This window comes from Arthrobacter sp. NPDC092385 (assembly GCF_044755105.1).
Classification (GTDB): domain Bacteria; phylum Actinomycetota; class Actinomycetes; order Actinomycetales; family Micrococcaceae; genus Arthrobacter_D.
The window spans coordinates 108,204-129,566 of sequence record NZ_JBIVQL010000005.1; the positions used below are offsets into that span (position 1 = coordinate 108,204).

Genomic DNA, 21,363 nt, shown 5'->3' on the forward strand with positions numbered 1-21,363 from the left:
CTGTGGGCCGCGCGTCAGCTGATGCGGGGGCCACCCGAATCGGGGTCGTTCGTCGATGCATCGGGCAGTGTGCTGTTGGCCGGGGCGGCGTCGGACGTGCCGCCGGTCGGCGGGGCATCGACGTTGCCGCGCCAGGCGCCGGTCTCCCCTCCGCTCTTCTCGATGAACTCCTTGAACCTCTTGAGGTCGCCCTTCACCTGGGCGGCGTCCGCGTTCACGACGGCGCCGATCTTCTCGGTGAACGTCTCCGGGTGCCAGTCGATCTGCACCATGAGCCGCGTGGTGCTCTCGTCGAGGCGGTGGAAGGTCACCACGCCGGCGTGGGATTCGCCGTCGGTGCTCTTCCAGGCCACCCTCTCGTCGGGGTGCTGTTCGGTGATCTCGGCATCGAACTCCCGCCTGACGCCACCGATGCTCGTCACCCAGTGGGTGCGGGTGTCGGAGGTCTGCGTGATCGACTCGACGCCGCCCATGAACTGGGGAAAGCTCTCGAATTGGGTCCACTGGTTGTAGGCCGTGCTGACCGGTACTGCTACGTCGATAGATTCCTGCACTGAAGCCAAAAGGGTTCCTCCTTCGTAGAGACTCCGGCGCCGCCCATAGCCCCTTTCGGGGGTCGGTACGGCAAAACCGTAAGTTCCCTTAGCGTATGCAGATCGGCTGGATTTGGCCAACGGGCAGGTCTAGGGTGAAAGGAGTCCACCGGCGGGATTCGGCGCCTCGGCGCCCTGCCGGAAGGAGCACATTTCTCTAGCACTGGAGGACTCATGAAGGCTTCACCCACCCTCACCGACAACATGCAGGCCGTCCTGGTCGACCTCATCGAGCTGCACCTGCAGGGCAAGCAGGCCCACTGGAACGTGGTCGGCAAGAACTTCCGCGACCTCCACCTGCAGCTGGACGAGATCATCGACGACGCCCGCCTGTTCGCGGACGAGATGGCAGAGCGCATGCGTGCCCTGCACGCCGTTCCCGACGGCCGCAGCGTTGCCGTCGCCGAGGGCACCAAGATCGATCCGTTCCCGGCAGGCCTGGTCTCGACCAAGGACACCGTGGGCCTCGTGGTCCGGATGCTGAATGCCGCCGTGACGACCATGCGCGACGTGCACGACCAGATCGACGAGGAAGACCCCACCACCGCCGACCTGCTGCACGGATTCATCGCCAAGCTCGAGCAGTACGCCTGGATGGTGGACGCCGAGAACATGGAGCCGACCGCCGAGGTCGTCACCCCCGCCGGCACCGAGCACGCAACGGTCTGACCAGCAGTACCCGGCTCGACCGGTTCCCGGTGGGAACCGGTCGAGCACGCCCTGCGGGATCGCCTCTTGTAGTCTGTAGGCTGACTAACGGTCTAGCAGACGGCCGATCATGAACTCCCTGGGTTCGTGCATCGGTTACGGACCACGGTCCGGACGCCCGAACGGCGTGATGCACGCGTGGCTCGGCGGCTGAACGAAACAGGACCAGCACACATGGCCGACCAGGTTGCGGGGCACTCCACCACCGACTACCTCCAGGACCTCCTCCTCGACACCGACGGAGTCGAGGAGTTCCTCACGGAATTCGCCCGCTTCTCAGCCTTCCGACTGTTCCCGCAGTCCGGGGAGACCCTCTGCGGCATCACCCTCCTGCGGAGCAGGCGCGCCGGTACGGTCGCCAGCAGCAACGAAGCCGCGAAGAAACTCGACGAACTGCAGTACCTCTTCACCGAGGGGCCGTGCCTCACCGCGTGCGAGGAGCAGCGTACGGTGCACGTCGCGGACACGACGACCGACGAACGCTGGAGCGGCTACGTCGCCAACGCCGCCGAGCACGGTGTCCGCTCCATCCTGGCGGTCCCCTTCACCCTCGAGGCCGGTGCGCGTGCCGCGCTCAACGTCTATTCGACGCAGCCGGGTGCCTTCGGCGCCGAGGACATCGCCACCGCCGAGACCTTCGTGGCCCAGACCTCCAGGGCCCTGATGCTCGCCGTCCGGCTGGCCCAGCACAGCGAATCGATCGGCAACCTCAAGACCGCGATGCAGTCCCGCACCGCGATCGACATCGCGATCGGCATCATCATGGCGCAGAACCGCTGCAGCCAGACGGAGGCCTTCACCATCCTGAAGTCCGTCTCCAGCAGCCGCAACCAGAAGGTGCGGGAGATCGCCGCCTCCATCGTGACATCGATCGGCCAGGCCGAGCCCGAGACGCACTTCGACCTGTGACGCCCGCGTGGCGGTGAACCGCTAGTCGATGGCGCTGCTGACCTCGGCAAGGAGCGATCCCATGCAGGATTCGGCCGTGACGGGGTCGCCCTCGCTGATCGCGGAGGCCACCTGCTCGTGCGTACGGAGCGCATGTTCCTTCGGATTGTGCGGCATGAGGCCCTGGTAGGTCCGGCCTGACAGCACCTCCGCGATCACCCCGCGCAGGGCGAGGAACATCTCGTTGCCGCTGGCTTCGAGGATGAGCGTGTGGAACTCGATGTCCACCCCCAGGAACTGCTCGAGCGCGCCGTCCTCACCCAGGCGCCGCAGATCCTGCCCGAGTTCCAGGAGCCGCAGCCGCTGGGCGGGCGAGGCGTGACGGGCCGCGAGCGCGGCGGCCACGGGCTCGACGGCGCGGCGCAGGTGTGTCAGGGAACGGAACTGGTCCGCTCGTCCCGGCCCGTTGAGTCGCCACCGGATCACGCGCGCGTCGTAGACGTTCCACCTCTCCGGCCCCTGCACCACGAGCCCGATCCGGCGCTTGGGGACGATCAGGTTCATGGCCTCCAGCACGCGCATGCAGTCGCGGACGACCGTGCGCGAGACGCCGAACTGCTGCTGCAGTCCCTCGATCGTCAGGCGGGTACCGGCCGGCAGTACCCCGTCCGCGATGTCCTGGCCCAGCGCGTCGATGATCCGCGTGTGGAACACGGTTGCAGATTCGGTGGGTGTTCCCGCCGGAACCAGATGCGACGCCATCGTCCTCCTCGGTGCGCTTCCGGCCGTCGAGCCGGTCACCCAACCATAGATCGATCCGTCCGGTCCGCAAAGGTACTACCTTTGCTATCTCAAAGGTGTTACCTTTACTCGACATCAGGATCATCGTGACCTGCCGCACAGCACCGACAAGGGAGTCAGCATGGATGCACAGCCCCGCCATGTGGTCGTCATGGGTATCTCCGGATCCGGCAAGACCACCATCGCCACGCGGCTCACCGAGCGGCTCGGCTGGGTGTTCGCGGAGGCCGACGACTTCCACCCTGCGGCCAACATCGCCAAGATGACCGCCGGGACGCCGCTCACGGACCAGGACCGCTGGCCGTGGCTGGAGTCCATGAGGGACTGGATGACGGCCCAGGCGCAGGCCGGCCGCAGCACGGTCGTCACCTGTTCGGCCCTCAAGCGCTCGTACCGCGACCTCCTCACCCAGGCCGAGGGTCGGGTGCGGTTCGTCCACCTGCTCGGCGATACCGATCTCATCCTCGATCGCATGAAGACCCGCAGCGGGCACTTCATGCCGGAATCGCTCCTGCCGTCCCAGATCAGCACCCTCGAACCGCTGGAGCCCGACGAGCAGGGCGTCAGGATCGAGAACACCGGCACGCCCGACCAGGTCACGGATCTCGTCATCGACCAGCTCGACCTGCACGGCAACTAGTCCCCCCACCCCCCCCCCCTTTCAACGGAGAAAACATGACAATCGAAGGATGGACCCAGAGCCTCACCGCCGGTCCGCTCCTCCTGATCGCCGCAGCGGCCATCCTCGCCCTGCTGTTCCTGATCATCAAACTGCGCGTCCACGCGTTCGTCTCCCTGATCATCATCAGCCTCGCCACGGCCTTCGCCACCGGCATCCCGACGTCGCAGATCGTGACCGTCCTGGTCGGCAGCTTCGGATCCACCCTCGGCGCGGTGGCCCTCCTGGTCGGCCTCGGCGCGATGCTCGGTCGCCTGGTGGAGACCAGTGGCGGCGCGAAAGTGCTCGCCGACCACCTCATCCGGGCCTTCGGCGAGAAGCGGGCCCCCTTCGCCCTCGGTGTCGCGTCGCTGATCTTCGGCTTCCCCATCTTCTTCGACGCGGGACTCGTGGTCATGCTGCCCGTGGTCTTCTCCGTCGCCCGGCGCCTCGGCGGCGGCGTCCTCCGCTACGGCCTGCCCGCAGCCGGAGCATTCTCCGTGATGCATATCTTCGTCCCCCCGCACCCGGGTCCCGTCGCCGCGTCGGAATTCTTCGGGGCGAACGTCGGCATCGTCATCATGGTCGGCCTTCTCGCCGCCATCCCCACCTGGTACGTGACCTCCTACCTGTACGGACTGTGGGCCGGCAGGAAATACGTCCTGCCCGTCCCCGAACTGCTCGGTACGGCCGACGAGCACGCCGAGGCCAACCCGCCCAGGTTCGGCACCGTCGTCGGGATCCTGCTGCTCCCCCTCGTGCTGATCTTCCTCAACACCGGACTCAACACCGTGGCCCGTTCGGGCGCGGTGGACGAGGGCCTCACCGACCAGGCCTGGTTCCAGCTGCTCAGGACCCTCGGGGAGACACCCGTGGCCCTGCTGATCTCGCTCCTCGTGGCGTCCTACGTCCTCGGGCGTCGGCGGGGCATCGACAAGACGGTCCTCGAGAGCACACTGGAGTCCGCGCTCGGCCCGGTCTGCTCGGTCATCCTCATCACGGGTGCGGGCGGCATGTTCGGCGGCGTCCTGCGCACCAGCGGCATCGGTGACGCCCTCGCCGACGTCCTGGGAGACCTCGGCATCCCGCTGATCCTCGCGGGATTCCTCATTGCGGCGATCCTCCGGATCGCCCAGGGCTCGGCGACGGTGGCACTGACCACGGCTGCCGGCCTCATCTCCCCGGCGATCCTCGCCGGGGACTACAACGCCCTCCAGCTCGCAGCGCTCGTCGTCGCCGTCGCCGGCGGGTCCGTGGTGGCCAGCCACGTCAACGACTCCGGCTTCTGGCTCGTGGGCCGTTTCTTCAACATGGACGTCAAGACCACCCTCAAGACCTGGACGGTCATGGAGACGACGATCGGCCTCATGGGCTTCGGCATCGCGGCCGCCGTCTTCGCCCTCGCGTCCCTCGGCTGACCAGCGGCACCGGCACCACCCGGAAGGCCCGTCCCGCGCAGGCGGGGCGGGCCTTCCGGCGTCCGGTAGCAGGTCCGGCGCTGCCACGGTGAGCCGATGCGGCCGTTGCGGGCCGGGAGGCTCGGTGCCACGGTGGAAGGACCGGAAGGAGTGCGGAATGGAGCAACGATTCGAGGGCAGGGTCGTCGTCGTGACCGGTGCCGGTTCCGGCATCGGCGAGGCGACGGCGCGGCGCTTCGTCGCCGAAGGTGCGAAGGTGGTCCTGACCGACTCCGTCGCGGACAAGATCGACGACGTCGTGGCATCCCTGCCCGAGGGGCGGGCGACGGCGGTGCCGGCGGACTCGTCCGACTTCGGGCAGGTGGCGGCGATGGTGCAGCAGGCCGTCGAGCGGTACGGGCGCCTCGACGTCCTCGTCAACAACGCGGGCACCATCACGCAGGGCACGGTCCAGGACACCAGCGTGGAGGACTGGCACCGCGTCATCGAGACAGATCTCTCCGGCGTGTTCTACGGCACCAAGGCGGCCCTCGGGCACCTGCTGGAGAGCAAGGGGTGCATCGTCAACGTCTCCTCGGTCTCCGGCCTGGCTGGAGACTGGCGCATGAGCGCCTACAACGCGGCCAAGGGCGGTGTCAGCAACTTCACGCGCGCGGTCGCCCTGGACCACGGCAGGGACGGCGTTCGGGTGAACGCCGTCGCCCCCGGATTCATCTGGACCGAGCTCACGAGCGACGACGGCGAGGCGCACGGGATCTCCGAGGAATTCGCCCGGCGCATCGCCCTCGGGCGCGGCGGACTGCCGGAGGAGGTCGCCGCCGCCATCACCTTCCTGGCCAGCGACGACGCACGCTTCATCACCGGCGTCGTCCTGCCCGTGGACGGCGGGACGATGGCGAGCAACGGGCAACCGGCGCAGGCCTGAGGGGCCGCCGCGGCACCGCTGAAGCAGCGCTGCGAGCGCACGTCCCAGGCCGGGCGGTCCGTCCATCCCGGCCGCGCGTGCCGGGCGCGGAGGTCAGCGCCGCTTTCCCCGGGTCCCCGACGGGCGGGCCTGCTTGCCCGACGGCGGCTTCCTGGCGCCCTTCTGCTCCTTGCCGCCTCCACCGGCGCCGGCCTTCTTCGCGGCGGCCTTCTGCGAGGCCGTCTTCTTCGGGGCCTCGCGCTGTGAGGGCTGCCGTGAGCTCTGGGCCGTCCGCCCACGGACGATGCCGATGAACTCCTCGACGTCGTCGGACTCGTCCTCCACCCGCCAGGCGATGCCGATGGTCGTCGTCGGCAGGCCCGGGACGGGTCGGTGCACCGCGTCCTTGCGCGCATGCAGCCGTGCGAGCGACATGGGCAGGACGACGACGCCCGCACCGGACGCCGCGACCTCCATGGCCGTCTTCGGCCCGCCGCATTCCGCGATGTCGAGCAGGGTCTCACCCTCGAGTTCCTCGACCGGGACGTCGTCATAGAGCGACAGCTCGTTGTCCCGGGACACCACCACCACGGGCTGCTCCTCATAGAGGGGGATCAGGTGGAGCCCGGCGCGGTCCACGGGCAGCCGGACGAAGACGACGTCGTCGGAGCCCTCCCTCAGCGCCGCCAGTGCGTCGTCGTCGTGCTGGTGGAGCTCGAGGGGTGCCTCCGGGTGCCGTTCGCGCCACCTGGCCACCCACTTGCCCGGCGTCACACCCGGGACGAAACCCACGGACAGGGTACGGGGCTGGTCGGTGGGCACCTGATCACAGTAGCGCCTGACGCCGACCGTCGAGGCGGCCCGTTAAGCTGGAACCATGACTCCCGCGAAAACCCCCCAGACCCTGAAGCCCGCCACTGCGGCCAAGAAACTGGGAATCTACCTGCCCGCCGCTCCCGAGGACTTCCAGGAGACCGAGCTGACGCGTGCCGAGTTCAACGAACTGCAGCAGAGCCCGCCGGAATGGCTCGCCGAGCTGCGCCGCACGGGTCCGCACCCGCGCCCCGTCGTCGCGCAGAAGCTCGGGATCTCCATCAGCGGACTGGCCCGCGGGGGCATCACGGACGCCCTGACGAGCGAGCAGATCACCGCCCTGCTGCAGGACCCGCCCGCCTGGCTGGTCGCCGAGCGGTCCACCCAGGCCGCCGTCCGCACGGAAGCCGCACGGGTCAAGGAACGCGATGCCTCGCGCAAGGCGTCCGACGCCTGACCCCCTGGCAGGGTTGCTGCCCGCACCCGCCCGTCGTCCGACGCGACGCGTGGCTCCTGACCTGTTTCCCGGCATGACCGACCCCCTGGCCGTACCCTGATCCGGCATTGCGCCTACCACAGCTGTGCCCTATTTCAGCGGAGGCGCGCCGATTGACTTAATCGAACACGTATTCGAATATTAGGGGGTGACGCCTCCAGCTGCCGGCCATGCCCTCGAATGGGATGAGCCTTCCTCCGACTTCGAGGACGCGTCCCGCCCGGAACCTGCCGGCCGCCCCGGAACCACCGCAGCCGACGTCGCACTCGGTCTCCAGGCGCGCATCAACAGCATGCAGGCGGGCAAGCTCGACTCCCGCCTGTTGCCCACGGTTCCGGCCCTCGCGCGGATCCTGCCCGGCGGCGGCCTCCAGTCCGGCGGCTCCTACTCCGTCCGTAACTCCACCACCCTCGCCATGGCCCTGCTGGCCGCTCCTTCGGCGACAGGTGCATGGTGCAGCGTGATCGGCATGCCGGACTTCAGCGTCGAAGCGGCACAGGGCTTCGGCATCAACCTCGAGCGCCTCATCCTGGTCCCCAATCCCGGCTCCCAATGGCTCACCGTCACGGCCGCCCTCGTGGACGTCGTCCCGATCATCCTGACCCGCGCCCCCGAACACCTGGCACCCACCGAATGGGCGCGGCTCAAGGCACGGCTGCGCCAGCGGAGTGCGGCCCTGATCACCCTCGGCGCCTGGAAGCAGAGCGATTCCACGCTCGGCGTGGCCGAGAGCGCCTGGGAGGGCCTCGGCTCGGGAACCGGCCATCTGAGGTCGCGCCGCATGAAGATCACCGCGACGCAGCCCTCCGGACGACTCCGCCACGCCTATGTGGGACTGGCGGACCTGCAGGGCACCAGCGCAGGGGGAACCGTGGCCCAGGACACCGGGGTACCGCAGGGACCCGACGGCATCCCTGGTACTCCCCCTGTGTCGGCGTCCGGTTCGGCGTCCGGCACCCTGTTCGAACCCCGGCTGATGAAGTCCTCATGACGTCACCCCTGCCCGCAGCAGCCACAGGCACGGCACCGGCAACCCGGACCATGATGCTCTGGTTCCCGGATTGGCCCATCACGGCAGCGTTGCGGGAGTATTCGCTGCCCCCCGATGCGGCCCTCGTCCTCGTGGACCGCGGTGAGGTCTTCGCCTGTTCTCCCGCAGCCCGCCAGGACGGCGTGAAACGGGGCCTGCGCATCCGGGAGGCCCAGGCCCGCAGCACGGGCCTCGTGTGCCATCCCTACGATCCCTCGCTCGACGAGCGGACCTTCGAGCCCGTGACCGCGGCCGTGGAGACCATCATGCCCGGCGTCCAGGTCCTCCGTCCGGGACTGTGTGCCCTCAAGGTCAAGGGACCCTCGCGCTACTACGGCAGCGAGGGCAAGGCAGCGGACGTCGTGTTCCAGGTCCTCGCCGCCATCGGGCTCACCGACGTGCGGATCGGTATCGCGGACGGTCCGTTCGCCGCCGAGCAGGCGGCCAAGGCCACCGACCAGCTGGACGACGACGCCGAGCCGCTGGTCATCATCCCCCCGGCCGGCTCGCCGTGGTTCCTCGGCAGCTATCCCCTGGAAGTCCTCGAACAGCCGAAGCTCACCGTGCTGCTCAAGCGCCTCGGCATCCGCTCGCTCGGTGATTTCGCGGCGCTCAAGGCCTCCGACGTCCGCAACCGCTTCGGGATCGAGGGGGCCCTCGCCCACCGCCAGGCGAGCGGGCTCGACCACCGGAGCGTCGTCGCACGGAAACCGCCACCCCACCTCGACACCATCGCCGATTTCGAGCCGCCCCTCGCGCGCATCGACCAACTCGCGTTCGCCTTCCGGACCCGGGCGGACGCATTCGTCGACACGCTGCGCCAGGCAGGGCTGGTGTGTACGGCACTGCACGTCTCGCTCCACACGGAATCGGGCGAGGTGTCCGAACGCCGCTGGCAGCATCCTCGCTGGTTCGATGCGGACGACGTCGTGGACCGCGTGCGCTGGCAGCTCCAGGGCACCGCCGCGTCCGACCACGGCCTGACCTCCGGCATCACGCGTGTCCATGTGGTGCCCGACGTCGTCGAGGACCTCGGCGACCACGCGGACGGACTGTGGGGGACGGGACCGGACGAAGGCATCCACCACGGGTTGGCCCGCGTGCAGAGCATGCTGGGCCACGGAGCCGTGCTCACCGCGGTCATCGCCGGCGGGCGACTCCTGGCGGACCGACGCGTCTTCGTCCCGTGGGGGGACACCCCGTCCTCACCCTCCAGGGTCCCCGTGAAGGACCGCGCCCAGCCCTGGCCCGGCCGCCTGCCCGGCCCGGCACCGGCCACCGTGTTCGCCGATCCCGTACCCGCCGTCGTCGTCGATTCCCGCGGCAACCCGGTGGACGTCGATCCCCGCGGCCTCCTGAGCGCCGATCCCGCCTTCTTCAGCGCAGGTCCCGACGACGGCCGGCGGCCCGTGCACTCCTGGGCGGGCCCCTGGCCCATCAACGAGCGCTGGTGGGACCCGAAGGGTCGCGTGCTCAACCGCTTCCAGCTGGTGGACCAGTCGGGATCCGCCTGGCTGCTGCTGCTCGAGGACCACGCGTGGTGGGTGGAAGCCGGCTACGACTGACGGCCCGGGCACGCCGGCACCACCGACAACCGCAGGACATCCAGGACAGGGAGGGACGCCATGGGCTGGAACAATCCACCTATTCCGTGGTCGGACTTCGAACGGAACCTCTCCGCCACCCGACCCGGCGCACCACCCCTCGGAGCGGACGGCGGCGACAGCCCCGCCTGGTCCCGGAAGCGCCGGCCCTACACAGCTCCTGCCGAGGTTGCGGCCCCCGAGGGCCCGGTGGTGCCGTACGCGGAACTGCATGTGCACTCCAACTTCAGCTTCCTCGACGGCGCGTCCAGTCCCGAGCACCTCGCCGAGGAGGCCCGACGGCTCGGCCTGACCGGCATGGCCCTCACCGACCATGACGGGCTGTACGGCGCGGTGCACTTCGCGGAAGCTGCCGAGAAATACCCCGGGTTCGCCACCATGTACGGCACGGAACTGTCCCTCGGGCTGTCGAAGCCGCAGAACGGCGAGGCGGATCCGGAGGGGCAGCACCTCCTGGTCCTCGCCCGCGGGTCAGCGGGCTACCACCGCCTGTCCACGGCCATCACCGAGGCACAGCTCGATGCCGCCGCCGAGAAGGGGAAGCCCCGCTACGACCTCGAGCGCCTCGCCGGGCACGCCGGTGGCCAGTGGATGGTCCTCTCGGGCTGCAGGAAGGGGTCGGTGCGTTCGGCGCTCGTCGCGGACGGCGAAGCCGCAGCCGAGGCCGAGCTCCGGAAGCTCGTCGAGCTGTTCGGCCGGGATTCGGTCGCCGTCGAACTCATCAACCAGGGCAATCCCCTGGACACGGCGCACAATGACGCCCTGGCCGCCGTCGCGTCCCGCCTGAAGCTTCCCACCGTGGCCACCAACAACGTGCACTATGCGACTCCCGGGCAGCACAGGCTCGCAGCAGCCCTTGCTGCGGTGCGGGCCCGCCGGAGCCTGGACCAGATGGATGGCTGGCTTCCCGCGGCCGGTGCCGCCCACCTGCGCAGCGGTGCCGAGATGGCGAGGCGGTTCAGGGGCTATCCCGGAGCGGTGGAACGCACGGTGGACATCGCCGCCGATCTCTCCTTCACGCTGCGCAGCGTCCGGCCCGGGCTGCCGAACATCGACCTGCCGGAGGGCCACACGCAGATGAGCTACCTCCGGGAACTCGTCCGGCAAGGGGCCGACAAGCTCTACGGGAACCGGACCGATGTCCGCGAGCGTATCGAGCGCGAACTGGAGGTCATCGAGAGCAAGGACTTCCCGGGATACTTCCTGATCGTCCACGACCTCGTGCACTATGCGCGCCGCAACGGCATCCTGTGCCAGGGCCGGGGATCGGCTGCCAACTCGGCGGTCTGCTACCTGCTGGAGATCACCGCGGTGGACTCCATCAAGTACCGGCTTCCTTTCGAGCGGTTCCTCTCGAGCATGCGCGACGAGGAGCCGGACATCGACGTGGACTTCGACTCGGACCGCCGCGAGGAGGTCATCCAGTACGTCTACCGGAAGTACGGGCGATTCAACGCCGCCCAGGTGGCCAACGTCATCACCTATCGCCCCAAGTTCGCCGTCCGGGACATGGCCAAGGCCCTGGGCCACAGTCCGGGACAGCAGGACGCGTGGTCCCGGCAGATCGAGCGGTGGGGCGGCCTCGTCTCCAGCGACGACCACGACATCCCGGAAGCGGTGGTCGGCCTCGCCCAGGAGGTCCTGAAGTTCCCTCGCCACCTCGGCATCCATTCGGGCGGGATGGTGCTGACCGACCGGCCCGTGGGCGAAGTATGCCCTATCGAGCATGGACGCATGGACGGCAGGACGGTCCTGCAGTGGGACAAGGACGACTGCGCCTGGATGGGACTCGTGAAGTTCGACCTGCTGGGCCTCGGCATCCTCGCAGCCATCCAGTACAACTTCGACCTCGTGGACCGGCACTTCGGGGAGAAGTGGGAGCTGCACACCATCCCCAAGGAGGAGCAGGGCGTGTACGACATGCTGTGCTTCGCCGATTCGGTGGGGGTCTTCCAGGTGGAGAGCCGCGCCCAGATGGGCATGCTCCCCCGCCTGCAGCCCCGCCAGTTCTACGATCTCGTCATCGAGGTCGCCCTCGTGCGTCCCGGGCCCATCCAGGGCGGCGCGGTCCATCCCTACATCAAGCGGAAGATGGGCGAGGAGGAGGTCCGGTACCTCCACCCCGACCTCAAGCCGGTCCTCGAGCGGACCCTCGGCGTTCCGCTCTTCCAGGAACAGCTCATGCAGATGGCCATGGTCGTGGGCGGCTGCACCGGAGCGGATGCCGACCTGCTGCGCCGGGCCATGGGATCCAAGCGGGGCGAGGAGCGGATCGATTCCCTGAAGGCCAAGCTGTACGCGGGGATGGAGGCCAACGGCATCACCGGCGACGTGGCCGACACCATCTACGACAAGATCCATGCCTTCGCGAACTTCGGCTTCGCGGAGAGCCATTCGATCAGCTTCGCCCTGCTGGTCTATGTCAGCGCGTGGCTGCGCCTGCACTATCCCGGCGCATTCCTCGCCTCACTCCTGCGCGCCCAGCCCATGGGGTTCTACTCGCCGCAGACCCTCGTGGCGGACGCCCGGCGGCACGGCGCCGTCGTCCTGCGGCCCGACATCCTGCACTCCGGCGTGCATGCCGACCTCGAGCCGCTCGAAGGCTATGACCCTCCCGCCGATCCCCGTTCACGCACCACCGGGACGGACTGCTGCACCGAGGACGAGCAGCCTCCTGTCGGCTACTTCGACCAGGACACACCGTTCGATTCGACACCCCATCGCCGTGATGGCAACTATGCGGTGAGGCTCGGACTGGCGAGCGTGGAGTCCCTGGGGGTGAAGCTCGCAGAGAGGATCGTCGCGGAGCGGGAGAGCAACGGCCCCTACGAGGACATGCCGGACCTCGCGCGGCGTACGGGCGTCAACGCGGGGCAGCTCGAGGCCCTCGCGGCATCGGGCGCTTTCGACTCGATGGGCCTGAGCCGCCGGGAGGCACTCTGGAACGCCGGGCCTGCATCGACCGAACGCGAAGGCCAGATCAAGGGGACCGCCGTCTACATCCAGCCTCCCCTGATGCCCGAACTCTCGGACATCGACAAGGTGGGCTCCGACCTGTGGTCCACCGGCATCACGCCGGACGACCATCCGGTGCGCCATGCCAGGGGCCGGCTGAGACGCCGGGGTGCCCTGACAGCGGCGGAACTGAAGACGGCGGAGAACGGCCGCCGCATCGAAGTGGCGGGAGTCGTGACGCACCGGCAGAGGCCCGCGACGGCGAGTGGCATCACCTTCATGAACCTCGAGGACGAGACGGGGCTGGTGAACGTCATCTGCTCGGTGGGGGTCTGGCAGCGCTACCGCCGTGTGGCACGGGAAGCCGGCAGCGTGATCGTGAGGGGTGTCCTCGAGCGATCCCCCGAGGGGATCGTCAACCTCGTCGCGGACCGCATCGAGGTCCTGCAGCTCAAGGCCACCACCAGATCCCGCGACTTCCGCTGACCGGTGCCGAACGCACGAAAGGGCCCCCACAGGGTGGGAGCCCTTCCGTGTCCTGCCGCGTGCGCGAGGGGGGATTTGAACCCCCACACCCTTTCGGATACTGGCACCTGAAGCCAGCGCGTCTGCCGTTCCGCCACTCGCGCATTTCGAGAATCCAACTCCATGCGCCAGGCGCAGGTGTTGTGAACAGCAGAGACAAGCATAGCCGAGCTGAGCCGCAATTACCTAAACAGCGCCGGGACCACGGCCGACGACACCCGGGGACCACCCCGCCGCCGACCGCGATCGTTAGGACAAAGCAACCCTCCGGGCACCCACATGGAGCCCATTACCAGAGCCTCCCAGTAGTATCGAAGGGAACATGCCCGGCTGGACATCGCCGTCCCCAGGACCGGGAGAAGCCCTGCAGCCCACTGCTGCCAGGGCCCGAAACCACAGTGCGACAAGGGGAGGAGGCGGACGATGGGCATTCTCGACAACGTGGAGCGCGGACTCGAAAAGCTGGTCCGGGGCGCCTTCACCACGGGCTCGCGTTCCCAGGTGCAGCCCCTGGAGATCGCCAGCGCCCTCCGCAAGGAGCTGGACAACCGCTCGCTCGTCCTGTCGCAGGGCCGCACCCTTGCCCCCAACGTCTTCACGACACGCCTGTCCGACTCCGATTTCGAACTCGCCCAGCAATGGGGGTCGGCCCTCGCCGAAGAGCTGTGCGACGTCGTCATCGCGCACGTGAACAGCCAGCAGTACAGCCTGCAGGGACCGGTCCGCGTCTCCTTCGAACACGATCCCGATCTCAAGGCAGGTGTCTTCGAGATCGATTCGTCGATCGAGAAGCAGGCCGCTGCCCGTCGCCCCGCAGGGCCCGCCGCACCGGTGGCACCACGCCGCCAGCCCACGCGCTACCAGCCGATCCTCGAGATCGACGGCCGGCGCTACTCCATCAACTCCGGATCCATCGTCCTCGGGCGCTCCTCCGAGGCCGACATCCTCGTCGACGACACGGGCGTGTCCCGGCGCCATCTCGAGATCCGGGCCCAGGGGGGCCGGATCTACGCCGTCGACCTCGGCTCGACCAACGGCAGCTACGTCAACGGGCAGCGCGTGAACGGGCAGGCGGAACTCACGGACGGCTCGACGATCACCATGGGGCGATCACGGCTGACCTTCCGCCTCGCGCCCACGCAGGAAGGCGGAGTCCAGCGATGAGCGAGGCCGGAGAACTGACCGTGACGCTCCTGCGCTTCGGCTTCCTGATCCTGCTGTGGGTCCTCGTCCTCAGCACGGTTGGGGCCCTGCGCCGGGACCTGGTGGTCGGCCGGCGCAACAAGGTCGGCACCCCGACGGCCCGGGACATCCGGAAGAATCCCGACCTTCGCGAGGAACCCGCACCCGTGCGCGCCTCCGCCAGCCGGCTGGTCGTCACGGAAGGCCCCCTCAGTGGGACGACGCTGGACCTCGCCGCGAGCCCGATCCTCCTCGGCCGCGCCCAGGAGGCGACCCTGGTGCTCGAGGACGACTACGCCTCCGGCCGGCATGCCCGACTGTTCCCCCAGGGCAGCCGCTGGTTCATCGAGGATCTCGGCTCCACCAACGGCACCTACCTCGCGGGCACCCAGCTCACGCGTGCCCTGCCCGTCGAGCCGGGCGTCCCCATCCGGATCGGTAAGACGGTCATCGAATTGAGGCCATAGGCGTGCCGCTCGCGCTGAGGTTCGCCGCCCGCTCCGACGTGGGCATGGTGCGTGCGAAGAATGACGACTCCGCCTACGTGGGCCGATACCTCGCCGTCGTCGCCGACGGCATGGGCGGGCACGCGGGCGGCAATGTCGCCTCTGCTTCCACTGTCCTGGACCTGATCCACCTCGATCACAACAGGCATGACGGCCACGCCGGAACACACCTCGCCGACGAGATCCAGACCGCCAACTCCCTGCTCTCCGAACTCGTGTCCACCAATCCGCAACTGGCGGGCATGGGCACCACCGTGACAGCCATCCTGCTGGACGGTGACAAGCTGCAGCTCGCCCACATCGGCGACTCGCGCGCCTACCGCCTGAAGAACGGCGTCTTCGAGCAGATCACCACCGACCACACCTTCGTCCAGCGCCTCATCGACGAAGGGCGGCTCAGGCCGGAGGAAGCGGAGATCCATCCGCACAAGAACGTCCTGATGCGAGTGCTGGGCGATGTCGATGCAAGCCCGGAGCTGGACCTCGAGCAGTTCGACGCAGAGCCCCGGGAGCGCTGGCTGCTGTGCTCCGACGGCCTGAACGCCGTCCTCAACGACCGCGTCGTGGAGCAGGTCATGCGCGAGACGAAGGACATCCGTGCGTGCGTCGACACGCTCGTCGAGTTGACCCTCGCGGGCGGATCGCCCGACAACATCACGATCGCCGTGGTCGAGGTCAACGAAGCCGACGACGCCGACACACCTCCACCCGCCTCGATCCCCCCGGCGCGGCAGGCGGCGGGGGAACGCGAGAGGCACTCGGGTACGGCAGGGGCTGCGCCCGCCGGGACCGACGACGACGCAAGCCTCCCCGGCGCGGCCATCCGCGCAGACATCATCCGACAGGATCTGCTGACGCGGCCCCATGTACTCGTAGGATCAGCAGCCCTCGCCACCGAGACGGGCCAGATCCCGATCGTGACGCAGCGCTCCTCCGAGCGCCGCGCGGCGATGATGCTGACACACAAGGCCGAGACCGAGGCGGGTGACACGGAGGAGCCGCCGGCGCCACGGAAGCGGCGGTGGCTCATGCCCGCATTCCTCTCGCTCATGACCCTGATCCTGGTCGCGGTCATCGGCCTCGGCTACACGTGGACCCAGACGCGCTACTACGTGGCGGAGGCGGACAACCGCGTCGCGATCTACAAGGGCGTACCGCAGCGGATCGGGCCCATCAGCCTCAGCGAGACGTACGAGACCACGGACATTCCCGTCTCCAACCTCCCCCAGTACCAGCGGTCCCAGGTATCGAACACCCTGCCGGCGGCGAGCCTCGAGGAAGCACAGCGCATCGTCGGCGATCTCCGCAGCGAACTGCGCGCCGTCGCCTGCGGACCTGCGGCATCAGGGACGGCCTCGCCATCTCCAGGCGCGTCCGGCTCGCCGGGAACCACCGGCAGCGCCGACGCTTCTCCCGTGCCGCAACCGACCCCCACTACGTCCGTCACCGGAGAACCGTCCCCGGCAGGATCGGCCTCACCGGGTCCCAGCGCCTCTGCCGGACCAGCTGCGCCGGTGACGCCCGGGGCGTCGGCGTCGCCCGGCCCGTCCACCACGACTGATCCTGCGACGGCCGGTGCGTCGCCTGATGCAGATCCCCCGTTCCCCGCCGTCGACTGTGGAGGTGCAGCCAGTGAGTGATGTTCTGACCGTTCCCCGGTCCCGGCGCAACGTCGAGCTCGCCCTGCTGGTGCTCGCCCTCGGCGTGGCCGTCGGCGCCAATTACCTGGCAGGCACCGGGCGGGAAGGGGCGTTCACCGACTACTTCTGGTCCCAGGCGCTCACCCTCGGCCTGATGAGTCTCTTCCTCCACGTCATCCTGCGGTTCCGTGCCAAATATGCGGATCCGGTAATCCTTCCGATCGTCATCGCCCTGAACGGGATCGGCCTGGCGATGATCCATCGCCTGGACCTGTCCGCCGCCAGCATGAACCCTGACTTCACCCCTGTCGCTCCGCAGCAGGTCCTGTGGACGGCCGTGGCGATGGGAGCGGCGGCACTGCTGCTGATCCTCTTCCGGGACCACCGGATCCTGCGCCGGTTCACCTACATCTCGTTGATCGTCAGCGCCGTCCTGCTCCTGCTGCCGCTGACGCCGCTCGGTCTCGAGATCAATGGAGCACGGATCTGGATCTCGGTGGGATTCGGGACCTTCCAGCCGGGCGAGATCGCGAAGATCACGCTCGCGATATTCTTCGCTGGTTATCTATCGACCAACCGTGACCTCATCCTCCTGGCCGGCAAGAAGATCGGGCCCCTGCAGCTCCCGCGCTTTCGGGATCTCGCCCCCATGGCCGCGGCCTGGCTGGTGAGCATCGGGGTCCTGATCTTCCAGCGCGACCTCGGTTCGTCGATCCTGTTCTTCGGCCTGTTCATGGTCATGATCTACGTGGCGACGAGCCGGGTGAGCTGGGTCCTGATCGGCCTGGCGATGATCGGCGTCGGTGTCTTCGTCGCGCTCGAGCTGTTCAGCCACGTCGCGCTGCGGTTCGACTCCTGGATCAACGCCTTCGCCCCGGAGGTCTACAACCGGGCACCCGGCGGCAGTGCGCAGGTGGTGCAGGGACTCTTCGGCCTGGCCAACGGCGGCCTGATAGGCACCGGACTGGGCGAAGGACGGCCGGACCTCGTCACGTACGCGAACAGCGACATGATCATCGCGGCCCTCGGTGAGGAACTCGGCCTCATCGGCGTCGTCGCCATCGTGATGCTCTATGTGATCCTCGTGTCCCGCGGCATCCGCGCAGCCCTGGGCACGAAGGACGGCTTCGGGAAGCTGCTCTCATGTGGCCTCTCGTTCACCATCGCCCTCCAGTGCTTCGTGGTGATCGGCGGCATCACGCGCCTGATTCCCCTCACGGGGCTCACCACGCCGTTCATGTCCGCCGGCGGGTCCTCCCTGCTGGCAAACTGGCTCATTGTGGCGTTGATCCTGCTGATCTCCGAGGCTGCACGGCGGCCGGCGCCGTCGGCACCCATGAAGGACTCCTTCCCCGAGGCGATCGGCGTGAACGGAAAGCCCGTGAAGAAGAGGACCACGAAGGAGGCGAACCGATGAACCAGGCCATCCGCAGTGCATGGGTCGTCGCTGTCGGCATGTTCGCGCTCGTCCTGGGATCCCTCACCTACGTGCAGTTCTTCCAGGCGCAGGAGCTCAACGAGAACGACTGGAACAGCCGCCAGCTGTACCAGGACTTCGGCCGGCAGCGCGGTGCCATCCTCGTGGACGGCCGCGCCATCGCCGAATCCGTGCCGTCGGAGGACCAGTTCAACTTCCAGCGCGTGTACAACGAGCCCGAGCTGTACGCCCACCTCACCGGCTACTACTCCCTGTCGCTGGGGTCCACGCAGCTCGAGGCCGAGGAGTCGGACATCCTCTCCGGCACCAGCAGCTCCCTGTTCTACGACCGGGTGGTCCGCTTGTTCTCCGGCGTCGACTCCGAGGGCGCTTCGGTCGAACTGACCATCGACCCCGAGATCCAGAAGCTGGCATCGGACCTGATCCCCGACGGCCAGCGCGGTTCGATCGTCGTCATGGAACCCGGCACCGGCAACATCCTCGCCATGGTCTCCAAGCCGACCTACGACCCTAATCTCCTCTCCGGCCACGACACCGCCGTGATCTCCGAGAACGCGGCCGTGCTCTCCGAGCAGCCCGGGCTCTCGATCTACACCAACCCCGCCACGGAATCCCTCGTGTCCCCCGGTTCGGTGTTCAAGCTCATCGATGCGGCCGCGGCGCTGGAGTCCGGCCGGTACGACGCGCAGTCCGAGATCCCCAACCCACCCGCACTCGAATTCCCGGGTATCGACTACACCCTGCCCAACTTCGTCACGGGCGGCTGTGCGAGCAGGACGACGGCGGACCTGGAGTTCGCCCTCGAGCAGTCCTGCAACACGCCCTTCGCCCAGATCGCACTGGACCTCGGCGAGGAAGCCATCCAGGAACAGGCCGCGAAGTTCGGCTTCGGCGAGAAGCTGGCGATCCCCACCCGCGTCATCGCGAGCACGTTCCCCTCGGACCTGACGGAACCCGAACTGGCGCAATCCGCCGTCGGGCAGTTCGACACCAAGGTCACTCCGCTCCAGATGGCCATGGTGGCCTCGGCGATCGCCAACGACGGGCAGCAGATGAAGCCGCAGCTGGTCAAGGCGATCCGTGCGGCCGACCTCGAGCTGATCGAGTCGCCCCAGCCGGAAGTGCTCCACCAGTCGACCAGCCAGGCGACCGCGGACCAGCTCACCGACTGGATGGTCAACGTGGTGGAGAACGGCACGGCGACCGGCGCCCGCATCCCGGGCGTCGAGGTCGCCGGCAAGACAGGAACCGCGGAGGTCACCGATTCAGGGGACAACGCGTGGTTCACGGGCTTCGCACCCGCGGACGACCCACAGGTAGCGGTATCGATCGTGATGGAGAACGTGGACATCCCCACTGGTCAGCAGTTGACCTCACCCAGTGCCAAAAGACTCATAGAGGCGGTGTTGAACAGATGAGGCCCACATCAGGCATCACCCTGGGCGGCAGGTTCGAACTGACCGAGCGGATCGCCATCGGCGGCATGGGTGAAGTATGGAAGGCGCGGGACCAGATCCTCGGCCGCGTCGTCGCCATCAAGATCCTCAAGGAGGAGTACTCGGGCGATCCCGCGTTCCTCAACCGCTTCCGGGCGGAAGCGCGCCACACGGCACTGCTCAACCATGAGGGTATCGCCAACGTGTTCGACTACGGCGAGGAGGGCGGCTCCGCGTACCTCGTCATGGAACTCGTTCCGGGCCAGCCGCTGTCGGCCGTGATCGAGAAGGAGCAGGTCCTCTCGCCCGACCGCACGCTCTCGATCGTGGGCCAGACCGCTACCGCCCTCGCGGTGGCGCACCGGCAGGGACTCGTACACCGCGATGTGAAGCCCGGCAATATCCTCGTGATGCCCGACGGGCGGGTCAAGATCACCGACTTCGGGATCGCGCGGCTCGCCGACCAGGTACCGCTGACGGCTACGGGCCAGGTCATGGGCACCGCCCAGTACCTCGCGCCCGAGCAGGCCACGGGCCAACCCGCCACGGGTTCATCCGATATCTACGCCCTGGGCGTCATCGGGTACGAACTCCTCGCCGGCCGTCGTCCGTTCTCCGGCGAGTCCCAGATCGCGATCGCCCTCGCGCAGGTCAATGACGCGCCTCCGCCCCTGCCGGAGTCCATCCCGCGCCCCGTCCGGGCACTGATCAGCTCGATGCTCGCCAAGGATCCCGCGGACCGGCCGCGCGATGCCGAGTCCCTCGCCCGTGCCGTGGACGCCATCCGTGCCGGCAACATCCGCGCCGCCGAGGCCGCTGTTCCCGGGATGCTCGCCTTCGGCGCGGGGGCGGACGTGGCAACGGCGGCTGTTCCGCGCCAGGACACGCAGGCGACGACGGCGGTTCCGGCGCCGACGACGTCCGCCCTGCCGACGGTCGCGGCCCCTGCGGCTGCCGGTGCCGCAGCGGGCCTGGCCGCGTCCAGGGACTGGTCGCAGGAGGACGTCGATGCCGTGGAGCCGGGTCGGCCCTACCGCCCCGAGGAGGAGAACCGGCGGAGTCCGTGGCTCCTCCCGCTCATCGTGCTGCTCCTCCTCGCCCTGGCGGCGATCGCCTTCCTGATCCTCCAGCCGCTGCTGGCCGGGGACGATCCGGAGACCGTGCCGGTCGAGACGAGTACGTCACCGAGTACTACCCCGTCGCCCTCCCGGACGCCGTCGCAGACGCCGTCGCCCACCTCGCCGTCGCCTATCCCGTCGGAGACCACCGACGAGGCGGAGCAGATCATCATCTCGCCGAGCGAGTACCGCGGGAGCACGGAAGCGGCCGCGACGCAGCGACTGATAGCTCTCGGCTTCGGAGTGAACGTCGAGAGGCAGTACGCGGAGCAGGACGAAGGGATCGTCCTCGATATCAACCCGAGCGGAGCCCAGACCCCGCCGGCGACCATCACGCTGACGGTCTCCAGGGGACCGGAACCGGTCGAGGACGTGACTGTGCCGGGAGGGCTGCAGGGACGGGGCGCTGCCGATGTCGAGCGGATCCTCGTGGAGCTCGGCCTCCGACCGCTGAACGTGGGGTCGGAGGACTCGGACCAGCCGGAAGGAACGGTCCTACGCGTCAGTCCGGGACCGGGTGCTGTGCTGGCCCCTGGCACGCAGGTGGAGTACGTCGTCAGCTCGGGACCTCCTCCGACCCAGGTGCCGCAGGTACCGACGGCTCCGACAAGCCCGAGCTCGTCGCCGACGGCGACCACCGGACCATGATC

18 protein-coding genes and 1 tRNA gene are annotated in these 21,363 nt (G+C 68.6%); 15 read left to right on the plus strand and 4 right to left on the minus strand.

The features are described 5' to 3' along the window. Positions 1-14: 14 nt before the first annotated feature. The gene (locus tag ACIQCY_RS08235; protein ID WP_400483565.1) at positions 15-554 is read right to left on the minus strand and encodes an SRPBCC family protein; all 540 of its coding nucleotides are present in this window, start codon (positions 552-554) and stop codon (positions 15-17) included. 213 nt (positions 555-767) lie between these two features. Here ACIQCY_RS08235 and ACIQCY_RS08240 point away from each other — a divergent pair, with 213 nt between their 5' ends. Both ACIQCY_RS08240 and ACIQCY_RS08245 read left to right on the plus strand, forming a co-directional pair. Continuing rightward, positions 768-1,262: a Dps family protein gene (locus tag ACIQCY_RS08240; RefSeq protein WP_400483415.1), complete on the plus strand. Its 495-nt coding sequence runs from the start codon at positions 768-770 to the stop codon at positions 1,260-1,262. Between the two features lie 213 nt (positions 1,263-1,475). Next, a complete protein-coding gene (locus ACIQCY_RS08245) occupies positions 1,476-2,210 on the plus strand; it encodes a GAF and ANTAR domain-containing protein (RefSeq protein WP_400483416.1) in 735 nt (244 codons plus the stop codon). A 21-nt stretch (positions 2,211-2,231) separates the two neighbouring features. Here the strand turns inward: ACIQCY_RS08245 and ACIQCY_RS08250 are convergent, their stop codons facing one another. Then, on the minus strand, positions 2,232-2,951 hold the full coding sequence (locus tag ACIQCY_RS08250; RefSeq protein ID WP_400483417.1) for a FadR/GntR family transcriptional regulator: 720 nt from the start codon (positions 2,949-2,951) through the stop codon (positions 2,232-2,234). Between the two features lie 160 nt (positions 2,952-3,111). On the opposite strand from ACIQCY_RS08250, the gene ACIQCY_RS08255 reads away from it, so the two are divergent. From ACIQCY_RS08255 to ACIQCY_RS08265, 3 genes are all read left to right on the plus strand, one after another. Further along, positions 3,112-3,630 (plus strand): gluconokinase, encoded by a 519-nt coding sequence (locus ACIQCY_RS08255; RefSeq protein ID WP_400483418.1) that lies wholly within the window; start codon positions 3,112-3,114, stop codon positions 3,628-3,630. A 35-nt stretch (positions 3,631-3,665) separates the two neighbouring features. After that, positions 3,666-5,066: a GntP family permease gene (locus ACIQCY_RS08260; RefSeq protein WP_400483419.1), complete on the plus strand. Its 1,401-nt coding sequence runs from the start codon at positions 3,666-3,668 to the stop codon at positions 5,064-5,066. Positions 5,067-5,223: 157 nt separating this feature from the next. Continuing rightward, positions 5,224-5,991 carry an SDR family NAD(P)-dependent oxidoreductase gene (locus tag ACIQCY_RS08265; protein ID WP_400483420.1) on the plus strand — a complete coding sequence of 256 codons (768 nt, stop codon included), beginning with the start codon at positions 5,224-5,226 and terminating at the stop codon, positions 5,989-5,991. A gap of 93 nt (positions 5,992-6,084) precedes the next feature. On the opposite strand, the gene ACIQCY_RS08270 is transcribed toward ACIQCY_RS08265, so the two are convergent. After that, complete coding sequence (locus ACIQCY_RS08270; protein ID WP_400483421.1) at positions 6,085-6,792, minus strand: LysR family substrate-binding domain-containing protein; 708 nt, start codon at positions 6,790-6,792, stop codon at positions 6,085-6,087. A gap of 55 nt (positions 6,793-6,847) precedes the next feature. Here ACIQCY_RS08270 and ACIQCY_RS08275 point away from each other — a divergent pair, with 55 nt between their 5' ends. From ACIQCY_RS08275 to ACIQCY_RS08290, 4 genes are all read left to right on the plus strand, one after another. Beyond that, a complete protein-coding gene (locus tag ACIQCY_RS08275; RefSeq protein ID WP_400483422.1) occupies positions 6,848-7,240 on the plus strand; it encodes a DUF5997 family protein in 393 nt (130 codons plus the stop codon). A 187-nt stretch (positions 7,241-7,427) separates the two neighbouring features. Further along, positions 7,428-8,270 carry a hypothetical protein gene (locus tag ACIQCY_RS08280; RefSeq protein WP_400483423.1) on the plus strand — a complete coding sequence of 281 codons (843 nt, stop codon included), beginning with the start codon at positions 7,428-7,430 and terminating at the stop codon, positions 8,268-8,270. Further along, positions 8,267-9,874 (plus strand): DNA polymerase Y family protein, encoded by a 1,608-nt coding sequence (locus ACIQCY_RS08285; protein WP_400483424.1) that lies wholly within the window; start codon positions 8,267-8,269, stop codon positions 9,872-9,874. The genes ACIQCY_RS08280 and ACIQCY_RS08285 overlap by 4 nt, the downstream gene beginning before the upstream one ends. A 60-nt stretch (positions 9,875-9,934) precedes the next feature. After that, positions 9,935-13,354, plus strand: a complete 3,420-nt coding sequence (locus ACIQCY_RS08290) for an error-prone DNA polymerase (protein WP_400483425.1) — start codon at positions 9,935-9,937, stop codon at positions 13,352-13,354. 60 nt (positions 13,355-13,414) lie between these two features. Here ACIQCY_RS08290 and ACIQCY_RS08295 read toward each other — a convergent pair. Then, a tRNA-Leu gene (locus ACIQCY_RS08295) sits at positions 13,415-13,497 on the minus strand. A 319-nt stretch (positions 13,498-13,816) separates the two neighbouring features. On the opposite strand from ACIQCY_RS08295, the gene ACIQCY_RS08300 reads away from it, so the two are divergent. Genes ACIQCY_RS08300 through ACIQCY_RS08325 form a run of 6 tightly spaced genes read left to right on the plus strand, consistent with a single transcriptional unit; the run spans position 13,817 to position 21,361 of the window. Beyond that, positions 13,817-14,557: an FhaA domain-containing protein gene (locus ACIQCY_RS08300; protein WP_400483426.1), complete on the plus strand. Its 741-nt coding sequence runs from the start codon at positions 13,817-13,819 to the stop codon at positions 14,555-14,557. Beyond that, entirely contained in the window at positions 14,554-15,042 is a 489-nt protein-coding gene (locus ACIQCY_RS08305; RefSeq protein WP_400483427.1) for an FHA domain-containing protein, read from the plus strand. The genes ACIQCY_RS08300 and ACIQCY_RS08305 overlap by 4 nt, the downstream gene beginning before the upstream one ends. A gap of 44 nt (positions 15,043-15,086) precedes the next feature. After that, the gene (locus ACIQCY_RS08310) at positions 15,087-16,721 is read left to right on the plus strand and encodes a protein phosphatase 2C domain-containing protein (RefSeq protein ID WP_400483566.1); all 1,635 of its coding nucleotides are present in this window, start codon (positions 15,087-15,089) and stop codon (positions 16,719-16,721) included. Further along, positions 16,714-18,138, plus strand: a complete 1,425-nt coding sequence (locus ACIQCY_RS08315; protein WP_400483428.1) for an FtsW/RodA/SpoVE family cell cycle protein — start codon at positions 16,714-16,716, stop codon at positions 18,136-18,138. The genes ACIQCY_RS08310 and ACIQCY_RS08315 overlap by 8 nt, the downstream gene beginning before the upstream one ends. Next, entirely contained in the window at positions 18,135-19,577 is a 1,443-nt protein-coding gene (locus tag ACIQCY_RS08320) for a peptidoglycan D,D-transpeptidase FtsI family protein (RefSeq protein ID WP_400483429.1), read from the plus strand. Before ACIQCY_RS08315 ends, ACIQCY_RS08320 begins: the two co-directional genes overlap by 4 nt. Continuing rightward, positions 19,574-21,361: a protein kinase gene (locus ACIQCY_RS08325; protein ID WP_400483430.1), complete on the plus strand. Its 1,788-nt coding sequence runs from the start codon at positions 19,574-19,576 to the stop codon at positions 21,359-21,361. The genes ACIQCY_RS08320 and ACIQCY_RS08325 overlap by 4 nt, the downstream gene beginning before the upstream one ends. The last annotated feature ends 2 nt before the right edge of the window (positions 21,362-21,363 follow it).

Coding starts and splice junctions, on each gene's coding strand:
- ACIQCY_RS08240 (WP_400483415.1), top strand. CDS start 768: ATGAAGGCTTCACCCACCCTCACCGACAACATGCAGGCCGTCCTGGTC.
- ACIQCY_RS08245 (WP_400483416.1), top strand. CDS start 1,476: ATGGCCGACCAGGTTGCGGGGCACTCCACCACCGACTACCTCCAGGAC.
- ACIQCY_RS08250 (WP_400483417.1), bottom strand. CDS start 2,951: ATGGCGTCGCATCTGGTTCCGGCGGGAACACCCACCGAATCTGCAACC.
- ACIQCY_RS08255 (WP_400483418.1), top strand. CDS start 3,112: ATGGATGCACAGCCCCGCCATGTGGTCGTCATGGGTATCTCCGGATCC.
- ACIQCY_RS08260 (WP_400483419.1), top strand. CDS start 3,666: ATGACAATCGAAGGATGGACCCAGAGCCTCACCGCCGGTCCGCTCCTC.
- ACIQCY_RS08265 (WP_400483420.1), top strand. CDS start 5,224: ATGGAGCAACGATTCGAGGGCAGGGTCGTCGTCGTGACCGGTGCCGGT.
- ACIQCY_RS08275 (WP_400483422.1), top strand. CDS start 6,848: ATGACTCCCGCGAAAACCCCCCAGACCCTGAAGCCCGCCACTGCGGCC.
- ACIQCY_RS08285 (WP_400483424.1), top strand. CDS start 8,267: ATGACGTCACCCCTGCCCGCAGCAGCCACAGGCACGGCACCGGCAACC.
- ACIQCY_RS08290 (WP_400483425.1), top strand. CDS start 9,935: ATGGGCTGGAACAATCCACCTATTCCGTGGTCGGACTTCGAACGGAAC.
- ACIQCY_RS08300 (WP_400483426.1), top strand. CDS start 13,817: ATGGGCATTCTCGACAACGTGGAGCGCGGACTCGAAAAGCTGGTCCGG.
- ACIQCY_RS08305 (WP_400483427.1), top strand. CDS start 14,554: ATGAGCGAGGCCGGAGAACTGACCGTGACGCTCCTGCGCTTCGGCTTC.
- ACIQCY_RS08310 (WP_400483566.1), top strand. CDS start 15,087: ATGGTGCGTGCGAAGAATGACGACTCCGCCTACGTGGGCCGATACCTC.
- ACIQCY_RS08320 (WP_400483429.1), top strand. CDS start 18,135: ATGAACCAGGCCATCCGCAGTGCATGGGTCGTCGCTGTCGGCATGTTC.
- ACIQCY_RS08325 (WP_400483430.1), top strand. CDS start 19,574: ATGAGGCCCACATCAGGCATCACCCTGGGCGGCAGGTTCGAACTGACC.